Source organism: Rhodanobacter umsongensis (assembly GCF_042654965.1).
GTDB lineage: Bacteria > Pseudomonadota > Gammaproteobacteria > Xanthomonadales > Rhodanobacteraceae > Rhodanobacter > Rhodanobacter umsongensis.
Genome location: NZ_JBHSMK010000003.1, coordinates 394976 through 418191, shown reverse-complemented (window position 1 = coordinate 418191; position 23216 = coordinate 394976). Strand labels below are relative to the sequence as shown.

General features: G+C 67.0%; 21 protein-coding genes. 12 read left to right on the top strand and 9 right to left on the bottom strand.

Annotated features, from left to right (window positions below):
* The first annotated feature begins 39 nt into the window (after nucleotides 1-39).
* Nucleotides 40-753, top strand: a complete 714-nt coding sequence (locus ACFPME_RS07140) for a polysaccharide deacetylase family protein (protein WP_377303556.1) — start codon at nucleotides 40-42, stop codon at nucleotides 751-753.
* On the top strand, nucleotides 750-1826 hold the full coding sequence (locus ACFPME_RS07135) for a glycosyltransferase family 4 protein (protein WP_377303554.1): 1077 nt from the start codon (nucleotides 750-752) through the stop codon (nucleotides 1824-1826). The genes ACFPME_RS07140 and ACFPME_RS07135 overlap by 4 nt, the downstream gene beginning before the upstream one ends.
* Before the next feature lie 12 nt (nucleotides 1827-1838).
* On the opposite strand, the gene ACFPME_RS07130 is transcribed toward ACFPME_RS07135, so the two are convergent.
* From ACFPME_RS07130 to ACFPME_RS07115, 4 genes are all read right to left on the bottom strand, one after another.
* Nucleotides 1839-2597: a glycosyltransferase family 2 protein gene (locus ACFPME_RS07130; protein WP_377303552.1), complete on the bottom strand. Its 759-nt coding sequence runs from the start codon at nucleotides 2595-2597 to the stop codon at nucleotides 1839-1841.
* Nucleotides 2584-3849, bottom strand: coding sequence for an O-antigen ligase family protein (locus tag ACFPME_RS07125; RefSeq protein WP_377303550.1), 1266 nt, complete (start codon nucleotides 3847-3849; stop codon nucleotides 2584-2586). Before ACFPME_RS07125 ends, ACFPME_RS07130 begins: the two co-directional genes overlap by 14 nt.
* 61 nt (nucleotides 3850-3910) lie before the next feature.
* Nucleotides 3911-5038, bottom strand: a complete 1128-nt coding sequence (locus ACFPME_RS07120) for a glycosyltransferase (RefSeq protein ID WP_377303548.1) — start codon at nucleotides 5036-5038, stop codon at nucleotides 3911-3913.
* A gap of 77 nt (nucleotides 5039-5115) precedes the next feature.
* On the bottom strand, nucleotides 5116-5325 hold the full coding sequence (locus ACFPME_RS07115; protein WP_377303546.1) for a zinc-finger domain-containing protein: 210 nt from the start codon (nucleotides 5323-5325) through the stop codon (nucleotides 5116-5118).
* A 197-nt stretch (nucleotides 5326-5522) separates the two neighbouring features.
* Here ACFPME_RS07115 and ACFPME_RS07110 point away from each other — a divergent pair, with 197 nt between their 5' ends.
* Nucleotides 5523-6788: a Yip1 family protein gene (locus tag ACFPME_RS07110; protein ID WP_377303544.1), complete on the top strand. Its 1266-nt coding sequence runs from the start codon at nucleotides 5523-5525 to the stop codon at nucleotides 6786-6788.
* A gap of 62 nt (nucleotides 6789-6850) precedes the next feature.
* Here ACFPME_RS07110 and ACFPME_RS07105 read toward each other — a convergent pair whose 3' ends face one another.
* Entirely contained in the window at nucleotides 6851-7444 is a 594-nt protein-coding gene (locus tag ACFPME_RS07105) for a YceI family protein (protein ID WP_377303542.1), read from the bottom strand.
* Between the two features lie 33 nt (nucleotides 7445-7477).
* Nucleotides 7478-8071: a malonic semialdehyde reductase gene (locus tag ACFPME_RS07100; protein WP_377303540.1), complete on the bottom strand. Its 594-nt coding sequence runs from the start codon at nucleotides 8069-8071 to the stop codon at nucleotides 7478-7480.
* A 134-nt stretch (nucleotides 8072-8205) separates the two neighbouring features.
* Here ACFPME_RS07100 and ACFPME_RS07095 point away from each other — a divergent pair, with 134 nt between their 5' ends.
* A complete protein-coding gene (locus tag ACFPME_RS07095) occupies nucleotides 8206-9192 on the top strand; it encodes a mitochondrial fission ELM1 family protein (protein ID WP_377303538.1) in 987 nt (328 codons plus the stop codon).
* Nucleotides 9193-9231: 39 nt separating this feature from the next.
* Here ACFPME_RS07095 and glnE read toward each other — a convergent pair whose 3' ends face one another.
* Nucleotides 9232-12075, bottom strand: coding sequence for a bifunctional [glutamate--ammonia ligase]-adenylyl-L-tyrosine phosphorylase/[glutamate--ammonia-ligase] adenylyltransferase (gene glnE, locus ACFPME_RS07090; RefSeq protein WP_377303536.1), 2844 nt, complete (start codon nucleotides 12073-12075; stop codon nucleotides 9232-9234).
* Nucleotides 12076-12273: 198 nt separating this feature from the next.
* Here glnE and ACFPME_RS07085 point away from each other — a divergent pair, with 198 nt between their 5' ends.
* Both ACFPME_RS07085 and ACFPME_RS07080 read left to right on the top strand, forming a co-directional pair.
* On the top strand, nucleotides 12274-14166 hold the full coding sequence (locus ACFPME_RS07085; protein WP_377303534.1) for an LTA synthase family protein: 1893 nt from the start codon (nucleotides 12274-12276) through the stop codon (nucleotides 14164-14166).
* Between the two features lie 234 nt (nucleotides 14167-14400).
* Nucleotides 14401-14934 (top strand): hypothetical protein, encoded by a 534-nt coding sequence (locus tag ACFPME_RS07080; protein ID WP_377303532.1) that lies wholly within the window; start codon nucleotides 14401-14403, stop codon nucleotides 14932-14934.
* Nucleotides 14935-15073: 139 nt separating this feature from the next.
* Here the strand turns inward: ACFPME_RS07080 and groL are convergent, their stop codons facing one another.
* Both groL and ACFPME_RS07070 read right to left on the bottom strand, forming a co-directional pair.
* Nucleotides 15074-16729: a chaperonin GroEL gene (gene groL, locus ACFPME_RS07075; RefSeq protein ID WP_377303530.1), complete on the bottom strand. Its 1656-nt coding sequence runs from the start codon at nucleotides 16727-16729 to the stop codon at nucleotides 15074-15076.
* Nucleotides 16730-16869: 140 nt separating this feature from the next.
* Entirely contained in the window at nucleotides 16870-17163 is a 294-nt protein-coding gene (locus ACFPME_RS07070) for a co-chaperone GroES (RefSeq protein ID WP_377303528.1), read from the bottom strand.
* A 279-nt stretch (nucleotides 17164-17442) separates the two neighbouring features.
* On the opposite strand from ACFPME_RS07070, the gene cutA reads away from it, so the two are divergent.
* The 6 genes from cutA (at nucleotide 17443) to accC (ending at nucleotide 23172) form a co-directional block, all read left to right on the top strand.
* Complete coding sequence (gene cutA, locus ACFPME_RS07065) at nucleotides 17443-17766, top strand: divalent-cation tolerance protein CutA (protein WP_377303526.1); 324 nt, start codon at nucleotides 17443-17445, stop codon at nucleotides 17764-17766.
* A 71-nt stretch (nucleotides 17767-17837) separates the two neighbouring features.
* Nucleotides 17838-20018, top strand: a complete 2181-nt coding sequence (locus ACFPME_RS07060; protein ID WP_377303524.1) for a protein-disulfide reductase DsbD family protein — start codon at nucleotides 17838-17840, stop codon at nucleotides 20016-20018.
* A gap of 20 nt (nucleotides 20019-20038) precedes the next feature.
* Entirely contained in the window at nucleotides 20039-20557 is a 519-nt protein-coding gene (locus tag ACFPME_RS07055) for a TlpA family protein disulfide reductase (protein ID WP_377303522.1), read from the top strand.
* A 139-nt stretch (nucleotides 20558-20696) separates the two neighbouring features.
* Entirely contained in the window at nucleotides 20697-21155 is a 459-nt protein-coding gene (aroQ, locus tag ACFPME_RS07050; RefSeq protein ID WP_377303520.1) for a type II 3-dehydroquinate dehydratase, read from the top strand.
* A gap of 72 nt (nucleotides 21156-21227) precedes the next feature.
* Nucleotides 21228-21683: an acetyl-CoA carboxylase biotin carboxyl carrier protein gene (accB, locus tag ACFPME_RS07045; protein WP_377303518.1), complete on the top strand. Its 456-nt coding sequence runs from the start codon at nucleotides 21228-21230 to the stop codon at nucleotides 21681-21683.
* A 121-nt stretch (nucleotides 21684-21804) separates the two neighbouring features.
* Nucleotides 21805-23172 (top strand): acetyl-CoA carboxylase biotin carboxylase subunit, encoded by a 1368-nt coding sequence (gene accC / locus ACFPME_RS07040; RefSeq protein ID WP_377303516.1) that lies wholly within the window; start codon nucleotides 21805-21807, stop codon nucleotides 23170-23172.
* Nucleotides 23173-23216: the final 44 nt, after the last annotated feature.

Genomic DNA, 23216 nt, shown 5'->3' with positions numbered 1-23216 from the left:
GGATAAATGGACGAAGCCGGCCTACGGGGGACAACCCCCATGCCCATCCTGATGTACCACAACATCGCACGCGCACCGCGCGACCTGCGCGTGTATCGCAGCCTGTTCGTGAGCCCGGCCACGTTCGCGCGGCAGATGTGGCTGCTGCGCCTATGCGGTTACACCGGCCTGTCCATGTCGGCCGCAATGCCGTACCTGCGGGGCGAACGCGCAGGCCGCATCGCGGTCATCACGCTGGACGATGGCTACGTGGACAATCTGGAGTCCGCGCTGCCCGTTCTGCAGCGCTACGGTTTCAGCGCCACCTGCTACGTCGTCAGCGGCAGTGTCGGGCAATGCAACCAGTGGGATGCCGAGCGGCTGGGCCTGCGCAAGCCGCTGATGTCGGTGGAGCAACTGCGCAGCTGGCACCGTGGCGGCATGGAAATCGGTGCGCACAGCCGCAGCCATCCCCGCCTGACGCAATGCGATGACGCGCAGCTGCACGACGAGATCCACGGCAGCAAGGCGGCGCTGGAGGATCACCTTGGCGCGCCGGTCACGCAGTTCTGCTACCCGTATGGCGACACCGACGACCGCGTGGCCGGCAGGGTGCGCGAAGCCGGCTTCGCCGCCGCGACCTCGACCCGGCGCGGCCGGGCTCTCGCGGGCATGGATCTGTGGCGACTGCCGCGGGTCCAGGTTGCACGCCACCACCTGCTGCCACAGTTCGGCATGCGGGTGCTGTCGCGCTATGAGGATCGCCGCGCGTGAAGCTCCTTTTTGTCGGCACCAACCCCGAGAACACCGGGGCCGCCAGTCACTTTGTCGCACTGGCGCAAGCCATGGTCGAGGCCGGGCATCAGGTCACGGCGGTGGTCTATCCCGATGGCCTGATCTGGCAGGGGCTGGCCAGCTCCGGCGTCCACCGCTACCCGGCGCAGTTCCGCAACGTATTCGACCTGCGCGGCTATATCGCCGTTTTAAAGGCGGAGCGACAGCTGAAACCGGACTGGCTGGTGGGAAACTTCGGCAAGGAATACTGGCCGCTGATCCTGGTCGGACGACTGCTGCGCATCCGGGTCGCGCTGTTCCGTCATCGCACGCCGGCCATGCGCCCCCTCTCCGCCCGCCTGATACCGCGCCTCGCGCAACGATTCTTTGCGGTCTCGGAGTACGCCCGCCAGGCCTATCTGGATCGAGGCATCCCGGGCCATCTGGTACGGGTGCTCTACAACCCGGTCGACACCGAGTTGTGCCGGCCCGATGCGCAACGACGCAGTGAGATCCTGCGCTCGCTTGGCCTGGATGAGGAAACGATCCTCCTCGGCTATACCGGCCGCATGCACAACGGCAAGGGCATCTTTCCCCTGTTCGAAGCCGCCTGCGCGGCCATGGCGGAGCAGCCGCGGCTGCATTGCCTGTGGCTGGGCGATGGCCCGGGTGCGCGGACGCTGCGTGAACGCGCCGCCGCCGACGCGACCGCGGGCCGGCATCACTTCCTGGGCTGGATCCATGACGTCCAGCCGTATTTCAGCGCGATGTCCATGCTGGCCTTCCCATCGATAGCGACGGAAACATTCGGCCGGGTCTCGGTCGAGGCGCAGGCCGCCGGCGTGCCGGTGTTGGGCAGCGACATCGGCGGGATTCCCGAGACACTGGAGGCGGGTGTGACCGGCCTGCTGCTGCCGCCGGGCAACGTGGCCGCATGGCGCGATGCCATCCTGAAGTTGTGCGACCCATCCCTGCGCATGTCGATGGGTGCAGCCGCGCGCGACTACGTGCAGAAGCATTTCAGTACGCCGGTGATCGCCAGCCAGTTCCTGCAGATACTGGCCAGCGACTGAGCCCGCGCCGGATCAATCGCGCGACTGGCGCCGGCGCTCGTACAACTTCGCGTACTTCAGGAAGGCGTAGAACGCATGGATGCGCGCCGCGATGAAACCGGCCCAGCCCGATCGCCAGTGACCGCGCAACGCGTAGTAGCGCAGGAACGCCACGGTCGGATAGGCCACCATGCGCAGCCGCAACCAGCTCACCTTGCGCCGCCCCAGATCCGCCAACTGCAGTGTCGAGTAGCGGTTGGCCTTGGCGGTACGCCCGGCGATGTCGGGTTCGCCGTAATGATCGATGATGGCGTCGAGCACGCCCACCGATCCGTCGACCTGGACAGATTCGTGCACATGGTGCTCGCTCATCCGCGCCCGCTGGCGGTCGAACAATCGCACGTAGTGGTTGAGGCGGCTGCGCGCGGATTGCCAACGCCAGAACTGCCACTCGCGGCGCCACAACTGGTAGCCGGCATGCGCGGGCATCGCCAGCACCTGCTGCAGCAGGGCGGCTGCGGGCGGCGCGATCGATTCGTCCGAGTCGAGCAGCAACACCCAGCGGTGGCTGGCCAGGTCGATCGCCGCCTGCTTTTGTGCGCTGTAGCCGGCGAAGGGTTGGGAGTGGATGCGGGCGCCGTAATGGGCCGCGATGGCCAGCGTGGCATCGGTCGAACCGGAATCCAGCACCACCATCTCGTCGGCCCAGCTCACGCTGCGCAGGCAGGCGTCGAGCGTGGCGGCATTGTTGTGCGTCGTCACCACCACCGACAGCGGCTCACGCCCGTTCATCGTCCGCCTCCACGTACAGCGCCGCGCACCACAGCCCGAGCAGCCAGGCGAACAGCAGCCCCCACCAGGCCGAATAGAAGGCCAGATGGGTGTTCAGCGGAAACAGCATCACGCCCAATGCCAGCGTGACCGGAAAGGCGCGCGCGCGCGCCGCCGCCCCCACCCGGCGCCACGCCCGCAGCGCCAGCGCCAGCGCGGCCAGCCACAGCAGCAGACCGATGGCGCCCGTCTCGGTGAGCACCTCCAGCACCAACTGATGTGCATGGCAGGCTCCTTCGCCCACGCCACAGGCTTCCCCGGAAACGACGAACCAGTCATTTGCCGGCGCGTACCGCGGGTAGGCATAACGGAACCCGCGCACGCCCACGCCATTGAACGGATGTGCCGCCGTCATCGCCACGCTGGTGCGCCAGATATCGAGCCGGCCACTGAGCGCGGCGTCGACGGACTGGTCGGTGCCGTGCAGTACCAGCAAGGTGCGCTGCATCCGGTCCTGAAAACGACTGGAGGTCTTCCAGGCGATGCCGCCCGCCAGCGCGAGCACGGCCACGGCGATCACGCACAGGCCGGCAAAGCGCCACGCGGATCCGGCCTCGCGCCAGACGAACCCCAGCGCGACCAGCGCGTAACAAACCCACGCCGCGCGCGAGCCGGCCAGCAGGATCGGGCCCAGCACCAGCGCGAACGCCAGCAGCAAGCCCGGCACGCCCCAGCGCCGCCGCGCCGCCCACAACGCAAAGGGCGACAGCACGGCCAGCGTCGGCCCCAGCTTGAGATTGTCGGCGCCAAAAATGCCGGAGACACGTTCCGCCTCGGCGTGGCCGCCCAGGCTCCAGCCGGTCAGTGCCTGCGTCCACGCGTCGATGCACCACAATCCCAACACCAGCGCCACGGCCACATACAGCGCCTGCAGCTTGTGCTCGCGGCGGATCGCGAAGCAGCCGTACAGGCCCAGCGGCGCATAGCGCAGCAAGGCGGCCACGGTGCTCCAACTCTTGCCCGGCATGATCGCGTCCACGGCGGACACCAACGCGGCGCCCACATATGCGGCCAGCAGCCACAGCAGCAGCCGCGCACCGGGGTGCTGCCGCCATGCCTGCGGCGAGCGCGTAAAAAGGAGGATCACGCCGAGCAGGCACAGCGCGGTACCGACTTCCGAACTGCGCCCGAACGGCAGCAACGCGACCACCAGCCAGAACGGCAGCAGCGGGGAACGCAAGGCAGCCTTGAGTGAAGCGCCGAAAGAGGTCATGCGTGGATCGAAGGAAGGCGGTCCCGCATTGTAGGCGAGCGCGAACACCCGCGCGGCACGGTCAGCCGGAGGTGACTTCGTCGTACAGCGCCAGGGTGGCGTCCTGCATGTCGGTGAGCCGGTAGCTCTGCAGCGGCGAGATGGGCGGCGCCACGCGCAGCAGTTCGGCGGCGCGCTCCACCAATCGTTCGCGATCCCCCGGCGGCACGCGGCCTGCCGGATACAGTTCGGCCAGCAGTTCGCCGACGCCGCCATGCGCGTAGCCCAGCACCGGCCGACACAGCGACAACGCCTCGATCACCGTGCGGCCGAACGATTCGGGCTTGTTCGACAACTGCAGTACGAGCGCGGATATCGCATAGATGTCGCGGATGTCGTGGCGCGGCGGCGTCAGCGCCACCTGCGAGGTGACCCCGCGCAGGCGGATCAGATCCCGCAGCTCGGCCACGTAGGTTTCGCGGCCTGGCTCGATCACGCCCAGCAGCAGCAGGCGCGCCTCGATGCCCCGGCGCTTGAGATCGGCCAGCAGCTCGATCGCATCGTGATGGCCCTTCAGGCGCGTGCCGCGCGCAGGCAGGGTCAGCAACGGCGCGCCGGCCAGCGCCGGATACTCGCCAAAGAAGGTCTTCTGCCAGGCGTCGTCGGGCCGGTGGCCGTAGGGGAACGCCACCGGATCGATCCCGCGCGGGATCACCCGCACCTTGGCCGGCTCCAGCCAGCGGTAATGGCTGAGCACGTAGTCACGCATGGTCTGCGAAACCGCGATCACACGCTCGCCACGCAGCAGGATCGCGCTGTAACGCCCCGGCGAATTGAGACCGTGCACCGTGGTGACGAAGTGCGGCCGCGGCGTCATGCCCTTGAGTGCCCACCAGCCCATCCAGGCCGGCAGCCGCGAGCGGGCGTGCACGATGTCCGGCTTGAGCTCGCGCAGCACCCGGCGCAGCGGGCCCAGCCGGGTCAAGGTGAGCAGCGATTTGCGGCCCAGGTCGAGCGTGACGTGCTCGCTGCCCTCGGCCTGGAGTTGCGCGGCCAGCCGGCCTCCCGCGGAAATCACCACCGAGCGATGTCCGGCCTGCACCAGCGCCCGGGCAATCTCCAGCGCCGACCGCTCCGCGCCACCGGAGTGCAGCGCAGGTATCAGCTGGACCACGGTCAACAGCTTGGCGGGGACGGCAATGCTGGACATGAGTTCGGGACTGGCGGCCTTCATTCTTTGAGGGCAAGCAAAAACGGTGCCGCCATGAACCCGCTGCCGCCGAAAAATCAGTCGCGCAGCACGTAATGCGCGCCACAGTAGGCACAGGTTGATTCGCCGTCGTCATCGACGATCGGCAGATACACCTTCGGATGCGAATTCCACAGCTCCATGCCGGGCATCGGACAGGACAGCGGCAGGTCGGCGCGCGTCACTTCATAACGATTTTCGGCATTTGCCGGCACCGGTGGCACCGTCGCGGACATGGTGGGTGACATCAGTGGCCTCCATACTGGACATCAGGCCGCAAATGGTAGCAGGCTGCAGCCTTCTGCCGGGGGACAGAAGGGGAGCAAGAGAACATCAGTCGCGGATCGGGCCGACAGGTTGCTGCAGGCCCTGTCCTGAAACGAGCACGTCATCAGCGACCCGGTGCGTCGCATCGGGCCAACGGCAAATGCTTCAGGAGCAGACCATGGATTCCGGAAAAATCATCGAACGCGTCAAAGGCATTCTGACGACACCCAGGACCGAATGGCCAGCGGCTGCTGCCGAGCCGGCCACGGTGGGCGGACTTTACGCCGGATACATCGCCATCATCGTCGCCCTGCCCACGATCGCGGGCTTCATCAAGGGCAGCCTGATCGGCACCGGCATGTTTGGAATCACGGTACGCACGCCGATCGGCATGGGCATCGTGGGCATGCTGCTGCACTACGCATTGACCCTGGCGCTGGTCTACGTGATGGCGTTGATCGTCAACGCGCTGGCACCGACCTTCGGCGGCCAGAAAGACCTGGTGCAGGCGCTCAAGACGGTTGCCTACTCGTGGACAGCCGGCTGGATCGCCGGCATCGCGGTGATCGTGCCATGGCTGGGCTGGCTGATCGCGATCGTCGGCGCCGTGTACGCCATTTATCTTCTGTACCTGGGCCTGCCGCACACGATGAAATGCCCGCCGGAGAAGGCCGCCGGCTACACCGTGGTCAGCATCATCATAGCCATCGTGTTGAGCTGGATCGTGGCGCTGATCGTCGGCGGCGTGATCGGCACCGCTGCGATGACCGGTGCCGCCATGAGCGGGCTGCATGTCAGCGGCAACGATGGCGACAGCGTCACCGTGGACGGCAACAGCGCACTCGGCAAGCTCGCCGCGATAGGCCAGCGCGCCGAGCAGGCCGGCAAGGAACTCGACGCGGCCCAGAAATCCGGCGACAGCGCCGCCCAGTCGGCGGCGATGGCCAAGATGATGGGCGCGGTATCCGGCAGCAACGGCCCGGTCGAGGCGTTGGCACCCGACCAGATCAAGGCGTTCCTGCCCGAGAGCCTGGGCAACCTCAAGCGCACCAGCACCTCGGCCCAGCGCAACAATGCGATGGGCATGCAGATCTCCGAAGCTACGGCAGAGTATTCCGGCGACAACGACCAGCGCATCACGCTGGAAGTCACCGACACCGGCGGCGCCAAGGGCTTCATGGCGATGGCCGCCGCGATGGCGCCGGAGGAAGAGAAGGAAACCGACCACGGCTACGAGAAGACCTACACCGCCAACGGCAACATGGTCCATGAAGCGTGGGACACCCAGTCGAAGACCGGCGAGTACAGCGTGGTGCTCGGCAAGCGCTTCACGGTGAAGGCCACCGGCAATGTCGACAGCATCGACCAGTTGAAGCAGGCCGTCACCAGCGTCGACATGGGCAAACTGGAATCCCTGAAGGACGCCGGCGTGAAGCCCGACTGAGGCATCCGCCATGCGACAAAAAAACCGCGCCATGATGGCGCGGTTTTTTTTGCGGCGGTTGCTTACCTGGCCGAATCGGCCTTCGGTACCGAGCCCTCGGTGGTGATGCGGATGGTGAGCTCGTCGCCGACGTTGGGCACGTAGGCGCCAACGCCGAAATCCGAACGCTTGATGCTGGCCGTGGCGTCGAAGCCGATCGACTGCAGCTTGCTCATCGGGTGCGGGCCGACCTTGTTCAGCGTGGCAGACAGCACCACCGGCCTGGTCACCCCGTGCACGGTCAGGTCACCGGTAACCATGAACTTGTGCCCGCCCAGCGGCTGCACCTTGGTGCTCTTGAAGGTCACGGTCGGGTATTTGCCGGCATCGAGAAAGTCCGGCTTCTTCAGATGCTCGTCCAGCGCCGGCACATGGGTGTCCAGATCAGCCAGCGGCAGTGTCACCTCGACGCTGGACTGCGCCGGATGCTGCTCGTCGAACACCAGGGTGCCTTCACCCAGACCGAGATCGGCGGTGGGGTTGGAATAGCCGAAGTGGTTCCAGCTGAACAGCACCATGGTGTGGTGCGGATCGAGCTTGTAGGTGACCGGTGCAGCCTGCGCGGACACGGCGGCGCTGAGCAGCCCGGCCAGGACAAGATATTTCAATGCGTGCATGGGAGTGTTCCTCGGGAAAGTGTGGATGAGGTATCAGGCGATCGTGCAGGCTTCATCGAATGCCAGGCGGGGGCTGCGCGGAAACAGGTTGCGGCTGGCATCGCCGTAACCGATGCTGATCACGAAATTCGACTTGATCGCGGTGCCGGCAAAGAACGCCGCATCCACGCCGGCATTGTCGAAGCCGGACATCGGCCCGCAATCGAGCCCGAGCGCGCGCGCCGCCATCAGCACGTAGGCGCCTTGCAGGGTGGCGTTGCGGAATGCGGTGACGTCGATCAGCGGCTGGTTGCCGACAAACCAGCTGCGCGCGTCGGCGTGTGGAAACAGCTTCGGCAGGTGCTCATAGAACTCATGGTCGGTGCCGATGATTGCGGTCACGGGCGCTTCCAGCGTCTTGGCCCGGTTGCCGTCGGACATCAGCGGCGCCAGCTTCGCCTTGGCCGCGGCGGATTTCACGAAGACCACCCGCATCGGCGAGGAGTTCGCGCTGGTCGGGCCGAACTTGGCCAGTTCGTACAGCTGGCGCAACTGCTCGTCGCTGACCTCTTTCGGCAGCCAGGCGTTGAGCGTGCGGGCGCTGCGGAACAACTGATCCAGGGTGGCCTCGGAAAGCAACTCGCTCATGGGTATCCTCTTGAAAGAGGCGCCGGCGGTGGCGCCATATTCCCCCAGTGTATAGGCGGGCGAACGCCAACCAACCGTGGCTGCGGAGAACGTACTGTGTTGATCGGGGAAACAATGCCGCAGCAGTCGCCCGCGTGTTGACGCTGCCAGGCGAATGCTGGGTCATCACCGATGCCGCCGCCGGCAACCAGCGGCAGGCGCTGGCCCTGGCCGGACACCTGCAGTTGCCGATGCGCCATCTCGTACTGCAACCGCGGGCGCCCTGGTCATGGCTGGCGCCGCGGCTCACTGCGGGCGGGCGACTCGCCCTGCCTGCCCGCCAGCGTGTCCTGTTCGCGCCGCCCTGGCCGCACGTCGCCATCGGTTGCGGTCGCGCAGCCGCGCTGTTCACCCGCATGCTGCGCAGCCTGTCCGATGGCCGGTGCTACACCGTGCAGATCCTGGATCCACGCATCGACCCCGCACAGTGGGATACGGTGATCGCACCGCGGCACGATCGCGTAGCCGGCGCCAACGTGCTGCGACCGCTCGGCTCGTTGAACACGGTGAACGACGCATGGCTGGCCGATGGCCGCGAAGCCTGCCCCGGTTTCGCCGAGCTGCCGCGTCCGCGCGTGGGTGTGCTGCTGGGCGGCCCGCGCCGGGGCATTGCGCTGGATGCCGAGTACGCGCGCCAGCTGGCCGCACGCCTGCTGCAACGCCAGCATCTCGAAGGCGGCAGCCTGCTGGTGCTGGCCTCACGGCGCACCCCGCCCGCGCTGATCGAGGTTCTTCGGCACGCCCTCGGAGGGGCGCCCGGCCTGATCTGGTCTGGCAGCGACGACGGCCGCAACCCCTACCCCGGCGTACTCGGCTGGGCCGACCGGCTGGTGGTCACCCCCGACTCGGTGAACATGCTCTCGGAAGCCTGCGCCGTCGGCTGCCCGGTGCAGACCTTCGTCACCGCGCCGTTGCCGGCGAAGATCGAACGGTTCCATCAGGCGTTGCGCGAGGCCAACCGGCTGCATGATCTGGACAGCTCGGCAACACCTGCGCCCGCACCGCTGCGGGAGACGGCCGGCGTCGCTGCCGAATTGCGCGCGCGTATCGAACGCTGGCAATCGCAACGGCCGTTGACCTGAGTGAACCGTGCTCGAAGTGGCTGCACGCCAAGCCTTTCGTCAACCGAACGCAAACCCCAGCGCATCGGTGACCCCGCGCACGCTGTCGCACAGTTGCTCCAGCTCCGCATCGCGTGGCGAGATGCGCGAGCGCAGGTCGAGCGTGCAGGCCAGCGCGCGCTGCAGCAGATCGGCGTGGGCCACGGTCAGGATCGCCGCCTGATCGGCATTGAGCAGGCCGGCGACGCGGCACGCTTCGATCAGGCCGGCGTTGGCGGTGACGCCCAGCAGTTCGGGCCACTGCGCCGCATGAGCCAGCACCAGCCCCTGCAGCGCGAACTCGATATCGAGCAGGCCGCCGCGGCCCTGCTTGAGATCGAGCTGACGAGCGTCGGAGCGGTCGCGCTCGGCGCGCCAGCGCTGGCGCATGCTGCCCACCTCGGCCAGCACCGCCGCGAGATCGCGCGGCACGGCGAGAATCTCGCGGCGGACTTCAGCCAGTTCACGGTTGAGCGATGCATCCCCGGCCACCGGGCGCGCGCGCAGCAGGGCCTGATGCTCCCACGTCCACGCGCGGCTTTTCTGGTACGCGGCAAACGCATCGAGGCTGCTGACCAGCAGGCCCTTGGAGCCATCCGGGCGCAGCCGTGTATCCACCTCGTACATGCGCCCGGCGCGGGTCAGCACGGTAAGCCAGTTCATCACCCGCTGGGCCAGGCGCTGATACCAGCGCGCGCCTTCGAGCGGACGCGCACCGTCGCTCATCGCCTGCGCGCGGCGGCCGTCGTAGACGAACACCAGATCCAGATCGGAAGCGAAGCCGAGCTCGCCGCCACCGAGGCTGCCGTAGCCCAGCACGGAAAAGCCGGAGCTTTCACCGGGCAACCGCCCATGCTGGGCGATCAGCTCGCGCTCGGCCAGCGCCAGCACGGCCGCCACGATCGACTCGGCCAGCGCCGCCAGCCGGCGCGCGGTCGCGACGGCATCGGCACGCCCATCGTTGAACGCCAGCCCCAGCCGGAACGCGGTGGAGGCACGGAACTCGTTGATCCGCTCCAGCTCCGCTTCGGCTTCGCGCTCGTCCAGCGTGCCCAGCACGCGGGCGATTTCGGCCGTGATGTCCGCCCGCTTGAACGGCAGTTGATCGATGCGCGGATCAAGCACGTCGTCGAGCAACAGCGGCTGCAGGATGACGCGCTCGGCCAGAAACGCACTGTCGGCGAACAGCCGCACGAGCCGCTTGCGCGCGGCGGGCTGCTCCTCCAGCAAGGCCAGATACGACGAGCGTCGCGCCACCGCCTGCATCAACCGGCACAGGCGCAGCAGGCTGGCAGCGGGTGCGGTGGTGGCGCGGGCGGCGCTGAACAACTGCGGCATCAGGTGGTCCAGCCGCTCGCGCGAACGCGCCGACATCGCGCGCACCGCTGCGGCCTGGGGCAGTTTCAGCAGCGTGTCGGCCAGCTCGACGCCGGGCAAGAAGCCGGAAGCTTCGAGCGTGTCGGCATCGAGTGATTCGTCGCAGGCGCGTTGCCAAAGCACCATATCGGCGGCCGGTACGCTGGCGGTACGGCCACCCTGCGGCATCAGCACGGCGGCGAACTCCTCGCTGACGATGGCGCGATGCTTGCCCAATGCCGCCGCCAGCGCCGTCCAGTCGGGATAGTCCAGGCTCAGCGCGATGCGTTCGCGGCTCAGCGCATCTTCGGGGATGTCGTGCGTCTGGGCGTCGCGCAACATCTGCACGCGGTTCTCGACCCGGCGCAGCAGCACGTATGCGTCGCGCAGCATGCGCGCGCGCGCCGCACCGATATGGCCACGCGCCTCGCACGCCGTGAGCGCCGGCAGCAGGCCGCGCACGCGCAGGCTCGGCTCGCGGCCGCCGCGGATCAACTGGGTCAGCTGCACGATGAATTCGATCTCGCGGATGCCGCCGGGGCCGAGCTTGAGGTTGTCGGCCAGATCCTTGCGCGCCACTTCCGCATCGATCAACGCCTTCATCTCGCGCAGTCCGGCGAATGCGGTGTAGTCGAGGTACTTGCGATAGACGAACGGGCGCAGCAATTCCTGCAGGTGCTTGCCCGCGGCGCGGTCGCCGGCGACCGGACGCGCCTTGATCCAGGCGTAACGCTCCCAGTCGCGCCCTTCGCTCTGGTAGTACTGCTCCATCGCGGCGAACGACAGCGCCAGCCGGCCGGCATTGCCGAACGGGCGCAGGCGCAGGTCGACGCGTGCGCAGATGCCGTCCATGGTCGGCTCGTTCAGCAGGCGCACCAGCTGGCGGCCGAGCCGGATGAAATACTCGCTGTTGTCGAGCGAACGCGCGCCGTCAGTCTGGCCGCCCTGCGGGTAGGCGAATACCAGGTCGATGTCGGAGGAGAAGTTCAGCTCGCTGCCGCCGAGCTTGCCGAAGCCGATCACCAGCAGCCGCTGCAGCGCGCCGTCCTGGCCGCGGCTGGAGCCGTAGCGCGCGGCCAGCGCGCGCTCGGACCAGCCCAGCGCCACGTCGAGCAATGCCTCATATAGCACGCTGGTGGCCGACAGCGTTTCCGGCAACTCGTCCAGCCCGTTGACGTCGCGGAACACCAGCCGCAACGCCTCGGCATGGCGGAAGCGGCGCAGCGCGACCATGCAGGCGGCCTCGTCGTCGGGCAGTTTCAGCGCGTCGATGCGCGCGCTGGCGTCGCTGCCCGAGCGCAGCCGCTCCAGCCCGGCCGGCGCCAGCAACTGCGGCTGACGGCACCACACGTCGAAGGCAAAGTCGCTGGCCAGCAGGGTGCGGCGGATCCGTTCGGCCACGCCGGCGTCATCGTGCAGTGGCACGCCGGCGACGCGACAGCGGGCGGCAAGATCACCGTAGCGATCGTCGATCAGCGCTCGCAGCGCGGCGGATTCGTGGGCAGGCATCGCGCCATTGTGCCGCAGCGGGCAAACGCCGACATGACTTCGACGCATCGGCGGGCAGCGCGGGCCCACGCGTACACATGGTGTGCGCTTGATGGTGCGGAACGGGCCGGTTATCGGGCTTCCCCGCGCCTACCCGCTGTTCATCTGCAGCGCATTACATTGTCATGTCCTCACCATGACAGCGACCGCAGGACTGCCATGCCCCCGAATTTCGCGATCCCGCCCGGCCGTTGGCGCTCACTGGCCCCGCGCCTTGCGCTGCTGTTGACGCTGGCGCTGGCCTTCGTGCTGTTGACCGGCGGGCTCGATGGCGGCGTCGGCGTGGTTCCGTTGCGCCTGCTTGACCAGCCGCGCTATCCGCTGGCCAACGCTTGGCCGGGGCTGCTGCTGGCGGCGATCCTGGTGGCGCTGACCCGGCGGGCGCTGCTGTCATTCGGCCTGGCGTTCCTGCTGCAGGGGCTGATCTACGGTGTCAACCTGCTGAAGGTGGCGAACCTGGGCACCCCGCTGCTGCCGGACGATTTCCGTATGGTCGGGCAGTTGCGCAAGGGCGGCTTGCATCTGCTGGCCGGCTATCTGCCGCATAGCCCGTGGCCTTATCTGGGCTTGCTCGTGGCGCTGGCGGTGATCGTGGCGGCGTGGCGGCTGGAGCCACCGATCTTCGTGCGGCATCCCCGCCGGCCACGCCTCCTGGCCGGCGGCGTGCTGACGGTGGCGCTGCTCAGCATGCTGCTCGGTTTGCCCGCGTGGGGCAGGATCTACAACGCCAAGGTGCTCTGGCTGGAGCCGTGGTCGGCCTCCACCACGACCGAGCATTCGGGCCTGATCAGTTCGCTGATGCTGTTTCACCTTCAGTACGGCCGCAGCCAGCACAAGCCCGACCGCGCCGCCGCCATGGCCCTGATCGAACAATCGAAGCCGGCCATGCTGCAGGCCATGGGCTCGCCGGCGGCCGGCGGCGAACTGCCGGATATCGTGGTGGTGCAAAGCGAGTCGCTGTTCGATCCGTCCATCATGCGCGGCTACGAGCACAGCAACTTCGCGCCCAATCTGCGCCGCCTCGCCGCGCAGGGCACCAGCGGCAAACTGCATGTGCCGACGTTTGGCGGCGGCACCATCCGCACCGAGTTCGAGGTGCTCACCGGACTGTCGCTGCGTTACTTTGACAACCTGCAGTTTCCGTACCTGCAGATGAGCCACCGGGGCCTGCCGAGCCTGGTGCGCACGCTGGCTGCGCACGGTTACTCGACGACGGCGCTGCATGGCAACGACCCGGCGTTCTGGAACCGCGTCACCGCGTTCAAGTCGCTCGGCTTCGATCGGTTCGTATCGCAAGCCGCATTCCCGGCTGGCGCGACGATGGACGGCAAGTACATGGCCGACGAGGCGATGACCGACGAGATCATGCGGCAGCTGAAAGACAGCGGGCCGCCGCAGTTCCTGTTCGCAATCAGCATCGAGGCGCATGGTCCGTACGACGTGGAGCCGAGCCGCATCGCCGAACGCGATGCCATTCCTGTGCCCAATGGCATTTCCGGCAAGGACAAGCGCGAGCTGCAGACCTATCTCTACCATCTGCAACACGCCGACGCCGAACTGGGCCGGATGGTGAAGTTGCTGGCGCAACGGAAACGCCCCAGCCTGGTGCTGTTCTATGGTGACCACCTGCCCGCGCTGAGCAACAGCTACCAGATCACCGGCTTCGTCGATGGCGGCGACATGCTGAGCCAGGCCGGCGTCTGGCTGCTGGTCGATCCGCAGCATCCGCACCCGCCGAGAACCGTGGATACAGCCGCCTGGCTGCTGCCCGGCAAGTTGCTGGCGCGGATCGGGATTCGCGATGACCCCTATTTCGCCTTGACCGAAGTGGTCGGCCCGCAACTCGCCGCGCTGACCCAGGCGCCTGGCGCACCGCCGCCCGCCGAGGGCAGCGATGTGCAGAAGCTCGACCAGGCCATGGCCAGCGTCGACCAACTGCGCATCGCCGGCAAGCTGGACAAGTTGCTGCCCGGCCCGGCTCCTCCGCCCGCCAATGGCATGGCCCACAACGGCGATGCATCGGCGCCGGTCCCCGCGAATGTGATGCCTTAGTTGCAAGGGTCGGAAACGGCCCTTCAACGGCTCCTTCGCTCAAGCCCCTCGGCACTTGGCCGACCCGTGAACGCGTCGTGATCTCCCGATGGCTCGCGCGGCCTGCGATTCAGCGAGCTGGCTACAGGCTGAAGCAGGAACGCAGGCGTTCATCTATCAGTGGGTTGCCGCCGCCTAGCGTCGGCTGAGCGATGAGCACCTTCGTCGCTCCCCGAGCCCTCAGGAGATTCATCCATGCACAAGACCATCCTTGCCACCCTCGTCATTGGTGCCAGTACGCTCAGCATCCCCGCGTTCGCCCAGGTCAATCTTGGCGGCGCCGCGCAAGTCGGCGCCGGGGTAAACACCGGCGCTGTCGTTCCCCATACGATCCATTCGATCGACCACGCGGGTGCACAGGCCACGCAACGTGCCGGCCACAAAGCAAGGCACCTGACCCACAAGGCCGTCGACAGCACCCGTTCGACCGTCAACGGCAGTGGCAGGGCCACGGCCGGCGGCTCGGCCGATGCCGGCGCGGGCCATGCACACGCAGGCGCGAACGCCAACATCGATACGGGCGCAGGCGTCGACACCGCCAACACCGCCGGGCAAGCCGGTGCGGCCGGCCACGGCGTGGGTGGCGAGGTGCGCGATGCCGCCCATTCGGCGATCCGCGCCACCGACCGCAGCGCTGGCGCGGTCGGCGACGCCGTCCGGCAGACCGCTGCCGGGCAATCGGTGGAGGCCGACGCCAAGGTGAACGCCAACGCGGCGCACGGCCACTGATCGGGCAGTAGCCCGCGCAGGGCAAGGCCTCGGGAAACTCCCGAGGCCTTTTGCTGGATGCCCATGCGCGACCCTCGTCGCGCTCACAAAGAAAACCCCGCACGAGGCGGGGTCTTCTTCGAGGCAATTGTGCGGGGACTTAGAAGTCCATACCGCCCATGCCACCCATGCCGCCGCCCATGCCACCGCCGCCGCCATGGCTGTGGCCGTCGTCCTTCTTCGGCAACTCGGCCACGATCGCCTCGGTGGTGATCGCCAGCCCGGCGACCGATGCCGCGTGCTGCAGGGCCGAGCGGGTCACCTTGGTCGGATCCAGGATGCCCATCGCCACCATGTCACCGAACTCGCCGGTGGCGGCGTTGTAGCCGAAGTTGCCCTTGCCTTCCTTGACCTTGTTGAGGATCACGGACGGCTCTTCGCCGGCGTTGGAGACGATCGCGCGCAGCGGCGCTTCCAGCGCGCGGCGGGTGATCGCGATGCCCAGGTCCTGGTCGGTGTTGTCGCCCTTCAGGCCTTCGACCGCCTTCAGCGCGCGGATCAGCGCGACGCCGCCGCCCGGGACCACGCCTTCTTCGACGGCGGCGCGCGTGGCGTGCAGGGCGTCTTCGACGCGGGCCTTCTTTTCCTTCATCTCGATCTCGGTGCCGGCACCGACCTTGATCACCGCCACGCCGCCGGCCAGCTTGGCCACGCGCTCCTGCAGCTTCTCGCGGTCATAGTCGGACGAGGTCTCTTCGATCTGTGCCTTGATCTGGCCGATGCGCGACTGGATCTTCTCCGCTTCGCCGGCACCGTCGATGATCGTGGTGTTTTCCTTGGTGATGACGATGCGCTTGGCGCGACCCAGATCGGCGATCGTGGTCTTCTCCAGCGACAGGCCGACTTCCTCGGACACGACCTGGCCGTTGGTCAGCACCGCGATGTCTTCCAGGATCGCCTTGCGACGGTCACCGAAGCCCGGCGCCTTGACGGCGGCAACCTTGACGATGCCGCGGATGGTGTTGACCACCAGCGTGGCCAGGGCCTCGCCTTCCACTTCCTCGGCAACGATCAGCAGCGGCTTGCCGGCCTTGGCGACAGCTTCCAGCACCGGCAGCAGCTCGCGCACGTTCGACACTTTCTTGTCGTGGATCAGGATGTACGGGTCGTCCAGCTCGACCTGCTGGCTCTGCTGGTTGTTGATGAAGTAAGGCGACAGGTAGCCGCGATCGAACTGCATGCCCTCGACCACGTCCAGCTCGTTCTCCAGACCCGAGCCTTCCTCGACGGTGATCACGCCTTCCTTGCCGACTTTCTTCATCGCGGTGGCGATGATGTCGCCGATGTTGGTGTCGGAGTTGGCCGAGATCGTGCCGACCTGGGCGATTTCCTTGTCGTTCGCGGTCGGGTTGGAGAGCTTCTTCAGCTCGCCGACGGCAGCCGCGACGGCCTTGTCGATGCCGCGCTTCAGGTCCATCGGGTTGATCCCCGCGGCGACGGCCTTGAGGCCTTCCTGGATGAACGCCTGCGCCAGCACGGTGGCGGTCGTGGTGCCGTCACCGGCCACGTCGGAGGTCTTGGAAGCAGCTTCCTTGACGATCTGCGCGCCGAGGTTCTCGTAACGGTCCGCCAGCTCGATCTCTTTCGCGACGGACACGCCGTCCTTGGTGATGGTCGGTGCGCCGAAGCTCTTCTCGAGCACGACGTTGCGGCCCTTGGGACCCAGGGTGACCTTGACCGCATTGGCCAGGGTGTTCACGCCCTTGAGCATGCGGGCGCGGGCGTCTTCGCCGAATCGGACTTCTTTAGCTGCCATGATTTTTTGCCTCTATCTAGAATGGGAAAGCGGGAATGGGAAACAGGGAACGGGGAACAGGAAAGGCGGGGAGTACCGGAAACTGCGCGCTGCGTAGCGCTGCATGTTCCCCGTCCCCCGATCCCTGTTCCCCGCTCCGATCAGCCTTCGATCACGGCCACGATGTCGTCTTCCTTCAGGAAGACCAGATCCTCGCCGTCGATCTTGATTTCCTGACCGGCGTACTTGCCGAACAGCACGGTGTCGCCAGCCTTCAGCGACATCGGACGGACTTTGCCGTCAGCCATGATCAGACCGGTGCCGGCGGCAACGACTTTGCCGCGGGTCGGCTTCTCGGTGGCACTGTCGGGGATGACGATGCCGCCGGCGGAGACGCGCTCCTCTTCCAGACGCTTGACGATGACGCGGTCGTGCAACGGACGCAGTTTGCTCATGGGATAGCTCCATATTGAGGTGGGACAAGGCTTGCAAGACCCGGATCGGCCATCTTGTTAGCACTCATGGTATATGAGTGCCAATTTTAGCGGTACAGCGCGCCGCCGCAAGAGCTTTTGAACCGGGAACGAACAGCTAATTGGGTGGATGCCGGTGGGTTTCAAGGGCTGCGGCTCCATGGGATCACGCGAGCGTCCCTGTGCACGACGCCTCCCGGGCACGGCGAAACGCAGCCCGCACTGGATGCGTCCCGAGGCGGCCCACGCTAGGCTGGAGCCGTGCCCGATACCGTGCTCCTCTGTTATTGCAGTTGCCCCGATGCGGCCAGCGCCCAGGCCATCGCCGAGGCGCTGGTCGGCGAGCGGCTGGCCGCCTGCGCCAATCGCCTGCCAGGCATCCGATCCATTTACCGGTGGCAAGGCGAAGTGACCACCGGCAGCGAGGAGCTGCTGCTGATCAAGACCACCGGCGGGCGTTTCGATGCGCTGAAAGCCCGGCTGCTGCAACTGCATCCTTATGAGGTCCCGGAGCTGGTCGCCGTGCCGGTGGCCCGGGGCCACGAGGCGTACCTCGAGTGGGTGCGTGCCAACGCCGCAGGGTGAACCGCGGCGACTGGGCCATAATGATCGCCCCACCCGCGCGGCGCGCGGGCCTTACTGTTGCCGGAGTCGTGATGCCCCTGCTGTCCGCTGGCCGAATGGCCCTCCGTCTGTTTGTCTGGCTGGGCCTGCTGCTGGCCGTCATGCCGGCGTTCGCGCAGGGCACCGATGAGCTGCTGCCGGTCACCGAAGCGTACAAACTGAGCGCCGACGCTTCCACGCCGGGCGTGCTCAAGCTGCACTGGACCATTGCGCCGGACTACTACCTCTATCGGGGCCGCATGACGTTCAAGGGTGGCGATGGCGTCACCCTCGGCCAAGCGCAGCTACCCGATGGCGAGAAGCACCACGACGAGTACCTCGGCGACGTGGAGACCTATCACCGCGGCGTCGATGCCAGCATTCCATACGCCGTGGCAGCCGGCAGCACGCGCTTGAAGCTCGGCGTGCAGTATCAGGGCTGCCATGAAGTCGATCCGAAAATCTGCTATCCGCCGCACACCGAGCAACTCGATCTGCCGCTGCCGGTCGGCGGTGGCGCCGATACGACGACACCTGCTGCCGGCTCGCTCGGAGCCGCCCTCAGCCAACTCGGCAGCGGGAACGGACATCCGGCAGGCGTGGTCGGCACCCCGCTGCCGGCCGAGCAGGCCTTCCGCTTCGAGGCGCTGGCGCAGGGATCGCATCAACTGCTGCTGCGCTGGACGATGCCGAAGGGTTACTACCTGTATCGCGACCAGACCACATTGAAGCTCAGGGATGCCGCCGGGCTGGACCTGAAGCCGGCGTGGCCGGCTGGCAGCCCGCATCACGACGAGCATTACGGCGATGTCATCGTGTACTTCGATCAGGTGGAGTTGCCGGTAGCAGTGGAAGGCGACCTTGGTGATCGCACGCACCTGACGCTGGATGCGGGTTTCCAGGGTTGCCAGGACGGCGGCCTGTGCTATCCGCTGATGACCCGGTCGGCAAATATCGATCTTGCCGGCGGCGCCACCGCCACGGGCGAGACCGTCGAGACTGCGGCGCAGGTCCTGCCGCCGATGCGCACCGGCCTGATAGCAGCGCTGCTGCTTGCGCTGGGCGGCGGGCTGGTGCTGAACCTGATGCCGTGTGTATTGCCGGTGCTGTCGATCAAGGCGGTCAGCGTGCTGGAAAGCGGCGAGAGCCGCGCCACCGCACGTCGGCACGCGCTGTTCTATACGGCCGGCGTGCTGTGCAGTTTCGCCACGCTGGGGCTGGGCATCCTCGCCCTGCGCAGCGCTGGCCATGCGCTGGGCTGGGGCTCGCAACTGCAGCAGCCGCTGCTGGTCGGCGCGCTGGCCTGCGTAATGTTGGCGGTAGGGCTGTCGATGTCCGGCCTGGTGCAGTTCGGCGCATCGCTGGGCAATACCGGCGCCGGCCTGGCCGCGCGCTCCGGCCCGGCGGGTGATTTCTTCACCGGCGTGTTGGCGGTGGTGGTGGCCAGCCCGTGTACCACGCCGTTCATGGGCGGCGCGCTGGCGTACGCCTTTGCCGCACCGATGCTGACGGCGCTGCTGGTGTTCCTGGCGCTGGGCCTCGGGCTGGCGTTGCCGTTCCTCGCGATCGGCTTCGTGCCGGCGCTGGCTCGTCTCCTGCCGAAACCCGGACGCTGGATGGAAACCCTGAAGCAGGTGCTGGCGTTTCCGATGTATCTCACCGCGGTATGGCTGGTGTGGGTGCTGGCGAATCAGCGCGGCGCCGATGCCGTCGGCCTGGTGCTGGTGGCGATGGTGCTGCTGGCCATGACCCTGTGGTGGTTCGAGCGCAGCCGCTCGCGCGGCGCGGCCAGCAAGGCGCTGGTCATCGTGCTCGCCATCGCCACCCTGGCGCCGATGTATCTGCTGGCCCACGTGCCGCCATCGTCCAGAGCCGTCCGCGCCGTAGAGGGCGTGGTCGCCTACAGTCCCGGAAAGCTGGCCGAGCTGCGCGCGGCCGGTACGCCGGTTTTTGTCGACATGACCGCCGACTGGTGTGTCACCTGCAAGGCGAACGAGCACACCGTGCTGAACACCCAGGCGTTCCGCGGGCTGCTGCAGCGCGCCGGCGCGGTTTACATGAAAGGCGACTGGACCGACGTCAACCCGAGCATCAGCGCATTCCTGCAGCAGTACCACTCGCCCGGCGTACCGCTGTACGTGGTGTTCCCCAAGAACGGCGGCCCAGGCAAGCAGCTGTCGACGGTGCTGACACCCTCGGCGGTGGAGCAGGCGCTGACCGAGGCGGCACGGTGATGTTGAGCCGCAACAACTGGATGATCCTGGGGCTGGCGGTGCTGGCCGCGGCTGCGGGCGGCTACATGCAGCACCGCGGCGAAGCGCCCACAGCTACCGGCGCAGCCCTGGTCGGCCGACAGCTGCCCGACCTGACACTGCCCGACCTCGACGGCAAGCTCCATCGGCTGAGCGATTACCGGGGTCGCCGCGTGCTGCTGAATCTCTGGGCGAGCTGGTGCAAACCATGCCTGCAGGAGATGCCTTCGCTGGCCCATGCACAGGAAGAGTTTGGCGATCACGCTCCGATCGTGGTGGGTATCGCGATGGATGATCCCCTTCGCGCGCGCGCCTTTCTGGCCGCTCATCCAGCGAACTATCCGATCCTGCTGGGCCGGCTCAGCCCGCCAAGCACCTCGCTGGCCTTGGGCAATATGGGAGAAATGCTGCCTTATAGCGTCCTGATCGACGCCGACGGCCAGGTTCTGGCTACCCACGCCGGAGCCATCCCCGCCGCCCAGTTGAGGCAATGGTTCGGCCCGGCGCGGCGTGAGCCTTGAAGGCGTCGACATACGGTTCCGCACGGAACTTAGCGCTTCTCCGCTGAACATCGCCGATCTGCAGTGAACTGGACAATAATCATCGCGGCGCGCACACTGCGGCCGGTTCCGGGACGGCCGGACGCGAGCGGGGTATTCCGTGGCAAAGATCCTGGTCCTGCACGGACCCAATCTCAATCTGCTGGGTTCACGCGAGCCGGATATCTACGGCCACGAATCGCTGGCCGACATCAACCAGCGATTGGCCGCACAGGCGCAGGCTGCCGGGCATGCGCTGGACTGTTACCAGTCCAATGCCGAGCACGAGCTGATCGGGCGCGTGCACCAGGCTCGCGATGACCGGACCGCAACCATCCTGGTCAATGCCGGCGCGCTTACCCACACCAGCATTGCGCTACGCGATGCGCTGGCTGCGGTGGCGATCCCGTTCATCGAAGTGCATTTGTCGAACGTGTTCGCCCGCGAGCCTTTCCGCCATCACTCGTATCTTTCCGACATCGCGGTCGGCGTGATCTGCGGCTTCGGCGGCGACAGCTATCGGCTGGCGCTGGAAGCGGCGATCCAGCGACTGCCCGCCGACCCGCCCGGCGCGGCATGAACGAATCAGGCCGTACGGCCACCCCTTCCACTTCCGGCCACTCCGGTGGCATGACTGACAAAGGCTGATCCGATGGATTTGCGCAAAATCAAGAAACTGATCGACTTGCTTGAAGAGTCGAACCTCGCCGAACTGGAGATCAAGGAGGGCGAGGAAGTCGTCCGCCTGTCACGCGTACCCAAGAGCGCCGCACCCGTTGCCGCTCCAGTCGCCGTGGCCGCCGCACCCGCGCCGATCGTTGCCGCTCCGGCGGCTGCCGTCGCCGAGGCTCCTGCTGCCGATGCCTTGCCCGCCGGCCATGTGGTCAAGGCGCCGATGGTGGGCACCTTCTATGCCTCCGCCACGCCCGGCACGCCCGCCTTCGTCAAGGTCGGCCAGCAGGTCAAGGCCGGCGAAACGCTGGGCATCATCGAAGCGATGAAGATGTTCAACCAGATCGAGGCCGACGTGGCCGGCACCGTGCAGGCCATCCTGGTCGAGAACGGCCAGCCGGTGGAATTCGACGAACCCATGTTCGTGATTGCCTGATGATTGAGCGGGAACGGGGAACGGGGAACGGGGAACGAAAAAGCCAGGAGCTGCGGTATCGCGCTTTTGATCTTTCCGTTCCCCGTTCCCCGTTCCCCGTTCTGCGCTCCTTGGAGCTCCCATGCTAGAAAAAGTCGTCATCGCCAACCGCGGCGAAATCGCGCTGCGCGTGCTGCGCGCCTGCCACAGTCTGGGCATCAAGACCGTGGCGGTGCATTCCACCGTGGATCGCAACCTGAAGCATGTCGGCCTCGCCGACGAGTCGATCTGCATCGGGCCGGGTCCGTCGGTCGACAGCTACCTCAACATTCCACGCATCATCGCGGCAGCCGAGATCACCGACGCCCAGGCGATCCATCCCGGCTACGGCTTCCTCTCCGAGCGCGCGGATTTTGCCGAACAGGTGGAGCAATCCGGCTTCATCTTCATCGGCCCGACCGCCGACGTGATCCGCCTGATGGGCGACAAGGTCGAGGCCATCCGCGCGATGAAGGCGGCCGGCGTGCCGTGCGTGCCCGGTTCCGGGGGGCCGCTCGGCGAGGACGTGGACGCCAACATCAAGATCGCCCGCGAGATCGGCTACCCGGTGATCATCAAGGCGGCCGGCGGCGGTGGCGGCCGCGGCATGCGCGTGGTCCGCACCGAGGCGGCGCTCGGCAACGCGGTCAGCATGACCAAGGCGGAGGCCAAGGCGGCGTTCGGCAACGAACAGGTATACATGGAGAAGTTCCTGGAGAATCCGCGCCACGTGGAAATCCAGGTGCTGGCCGACGGCCAGGGCAACGCGATCCACCTGGGCGAACGCGACTGCTCGATGCAGCGTCGCCACCAGAAGGTGGTCGAGGAAGCGCCGGCACCGGGCATCACCGACGAACAGCGCGCCGCGATCGGCAAGGTCTGCGTCGACGCCTGCCTGCGCATCAACTACCGCGGCGCCGGCACGTTCGAATTCCTGTACGAGAACGGCCGCTTCTACTTCATCGAGATGAACACCCGCATCCAGGTCGAGCATCCGGTGACCGAGCTGATCACCGGTGTCGATCTGGTGCGTGAGCAGTTGCTGATCGCCGGCGGCGAGAAGCTGTCGATCAGGCAGCAAGACATCGTGATCCGCGGTCACGCGATCGAGTGCCGCATCAACGCCGAGGATCCGGATACCTTCATGCCGAGCCCGGGCATGGTGAAGCGCTTCGAGGCACCGGGCGGCCCCGGCGTGCGCGTCGATACCCATCTGTACGACGGTTACAGGATTCCGCCGAACTACGACTCGATGATCGGCAAGCTGATCGTGCATGGTCCCGACCGCGAGACCGCGATCGCGCGCATGCGCCTGGCGCTCGCGGAGACGGTGATCGAAGGCGTCAAGTGCAATATCCCGCTGCAACAGCGGATCATGGCCGACGTCGGCTTTCAGCACGGCGGCCAGAACATCCACTATCTGGAAAAGCGGATGGCGGAACAGAAGGAAAAAGCCGCGACCGGCCAGTAGTTCCACCGAAGCGCCCGCCCTTGTGGCGGCAGCCTGCTGGAGGA

What these genes read in the sequence shown, in the direction of transcription:
- ACFPME_RS07140 (WP_377303556.1), top strand. Translation starts at nt 40, where the DNA reads ATGCCCATCCTGATGTACCACAACATCGCACGCGCACCGCGCGACCTG.
- ACFPME_RS07130 (WP_377303552.1), bottom strand. Translation starts at nt 2,597, where the DNA reads ATGAACGGGCGTGAGCCGCTGTCGGTGGTGGTGACGACGCACAACAAT.
- ACFPME_RS07125 (WP_377303550.1), bottom strand. Translation starts at nt 3,849, where the DNA reads ATGACCTCTTTCGGCGCTTCACTCAAGGCTGCCTTGCGTTCCCCGCTG.
- ACFPME_RS07120 (WP_377303548.1), bottom strand. Translation starts at nt 5,038, where the DNA reads ATGTCCAGCATTGCCGTCCCCGCCAAGCTGTTGACCGTGGTCCAGCTG.
- ACFPME_RS07115 (WP_377303546.1), bottom strand. Translation starts at nt 5,325, where the DNA reads ATGTCACCCACCATGTCCGCGACGGTGCCACCGGTGCCGGCAAATGCC.
- ACFPME_RS07110 (WP_377303544.1), top strand. Translation starts at nt 5,523, where the DNA reads ATGGATTCCGGAAAAATCATCGAACGCGTCAAAGGCATTCTGACGACA.
- ACFPME_RS07105 (WP_377303542.1), bottom strand. Translation starts at nt 7,444, where the DNA reads ATGCACGCATTGAAATATCTTGTCCTGGCCGGGCTGCTCAGCGCCGCC.
- ACFPME_RS07100 (WP_377303540.1), bottom strand. Translation starts at nt 8,071, where the DNA reads ATGAGCGAGTTGCTTTCCGAGGCCACCCTGGATCAGTTGTTCCGCAGC.
- glnE (WP_377303536.1), bottom strand. Translation starts at nt 12,075, where the DNA reads ATGCCTGCCCACGAATCCGCCGCGCTGCGAGCGCTGATCGACGATCGC.
- ACFPME_RS07085 (WP_377303534.1), top strand. Translation starts at nt 12,274, where the DNA reads ATGCCCCCGAATTTCGCGATCCCGCCCGGCCGTTGGCGCTCACTGGCC.
- ACFPME_RS07080 (WP_377303532.1), top strand. Translation starts at nt 14,401, where the DNA reads ATGCACAAGACCATCCTTGCCACCCTCGTCATTGGTGCCAGTACGCTC.
- groL (WP_377303530.1), bottom strand. Translation starts at nt 16,729, where the DNA reads ATGGCAGCTAAAGAAGTCCGATTCGGCGAAGACGCCCGCGCCCGCATG.
- ACFPME_RS07070 (WP_377303528.1), bottom strand. Translation starts at nt 17,163, where the DNA reads ATGAGCAAACTGCGTCCGTTGCACGACCGCGTCATCGTCAAGCGTCTG.
- ACFPME_RS07060 (WP_377303524.1), top strand. Translation starts at nt 17,838, where the DNA reads ATGCCCCTGCTGTCCGCTGGCCGAATGGCCCTCCGTCTGTTTGTCTGG.
- ACFPME_RS07055 (WP_377303522.1), top strand. Translation starts at nt 20,039, where the DNA reads ATGATCCTGGGGCTGGCGGTGCTGGCCGCGGCTGCGGGCGGCTACATG.
- accB (WP_377303518.1), top strand. Translation starts at nt 21,228, where the DNA reads ATGGATTTGCGCAAAATCAAGAAACTGATCGACTTGCTTGAAGAGTCG.
- accC (WP_377303516.1), top strand. Translation starts at nt 21,805, where the DNA reads ATGCTAGAAAAAGTCGTCATCGCCAACCGCGGCGAAATCGCGCTGCGC.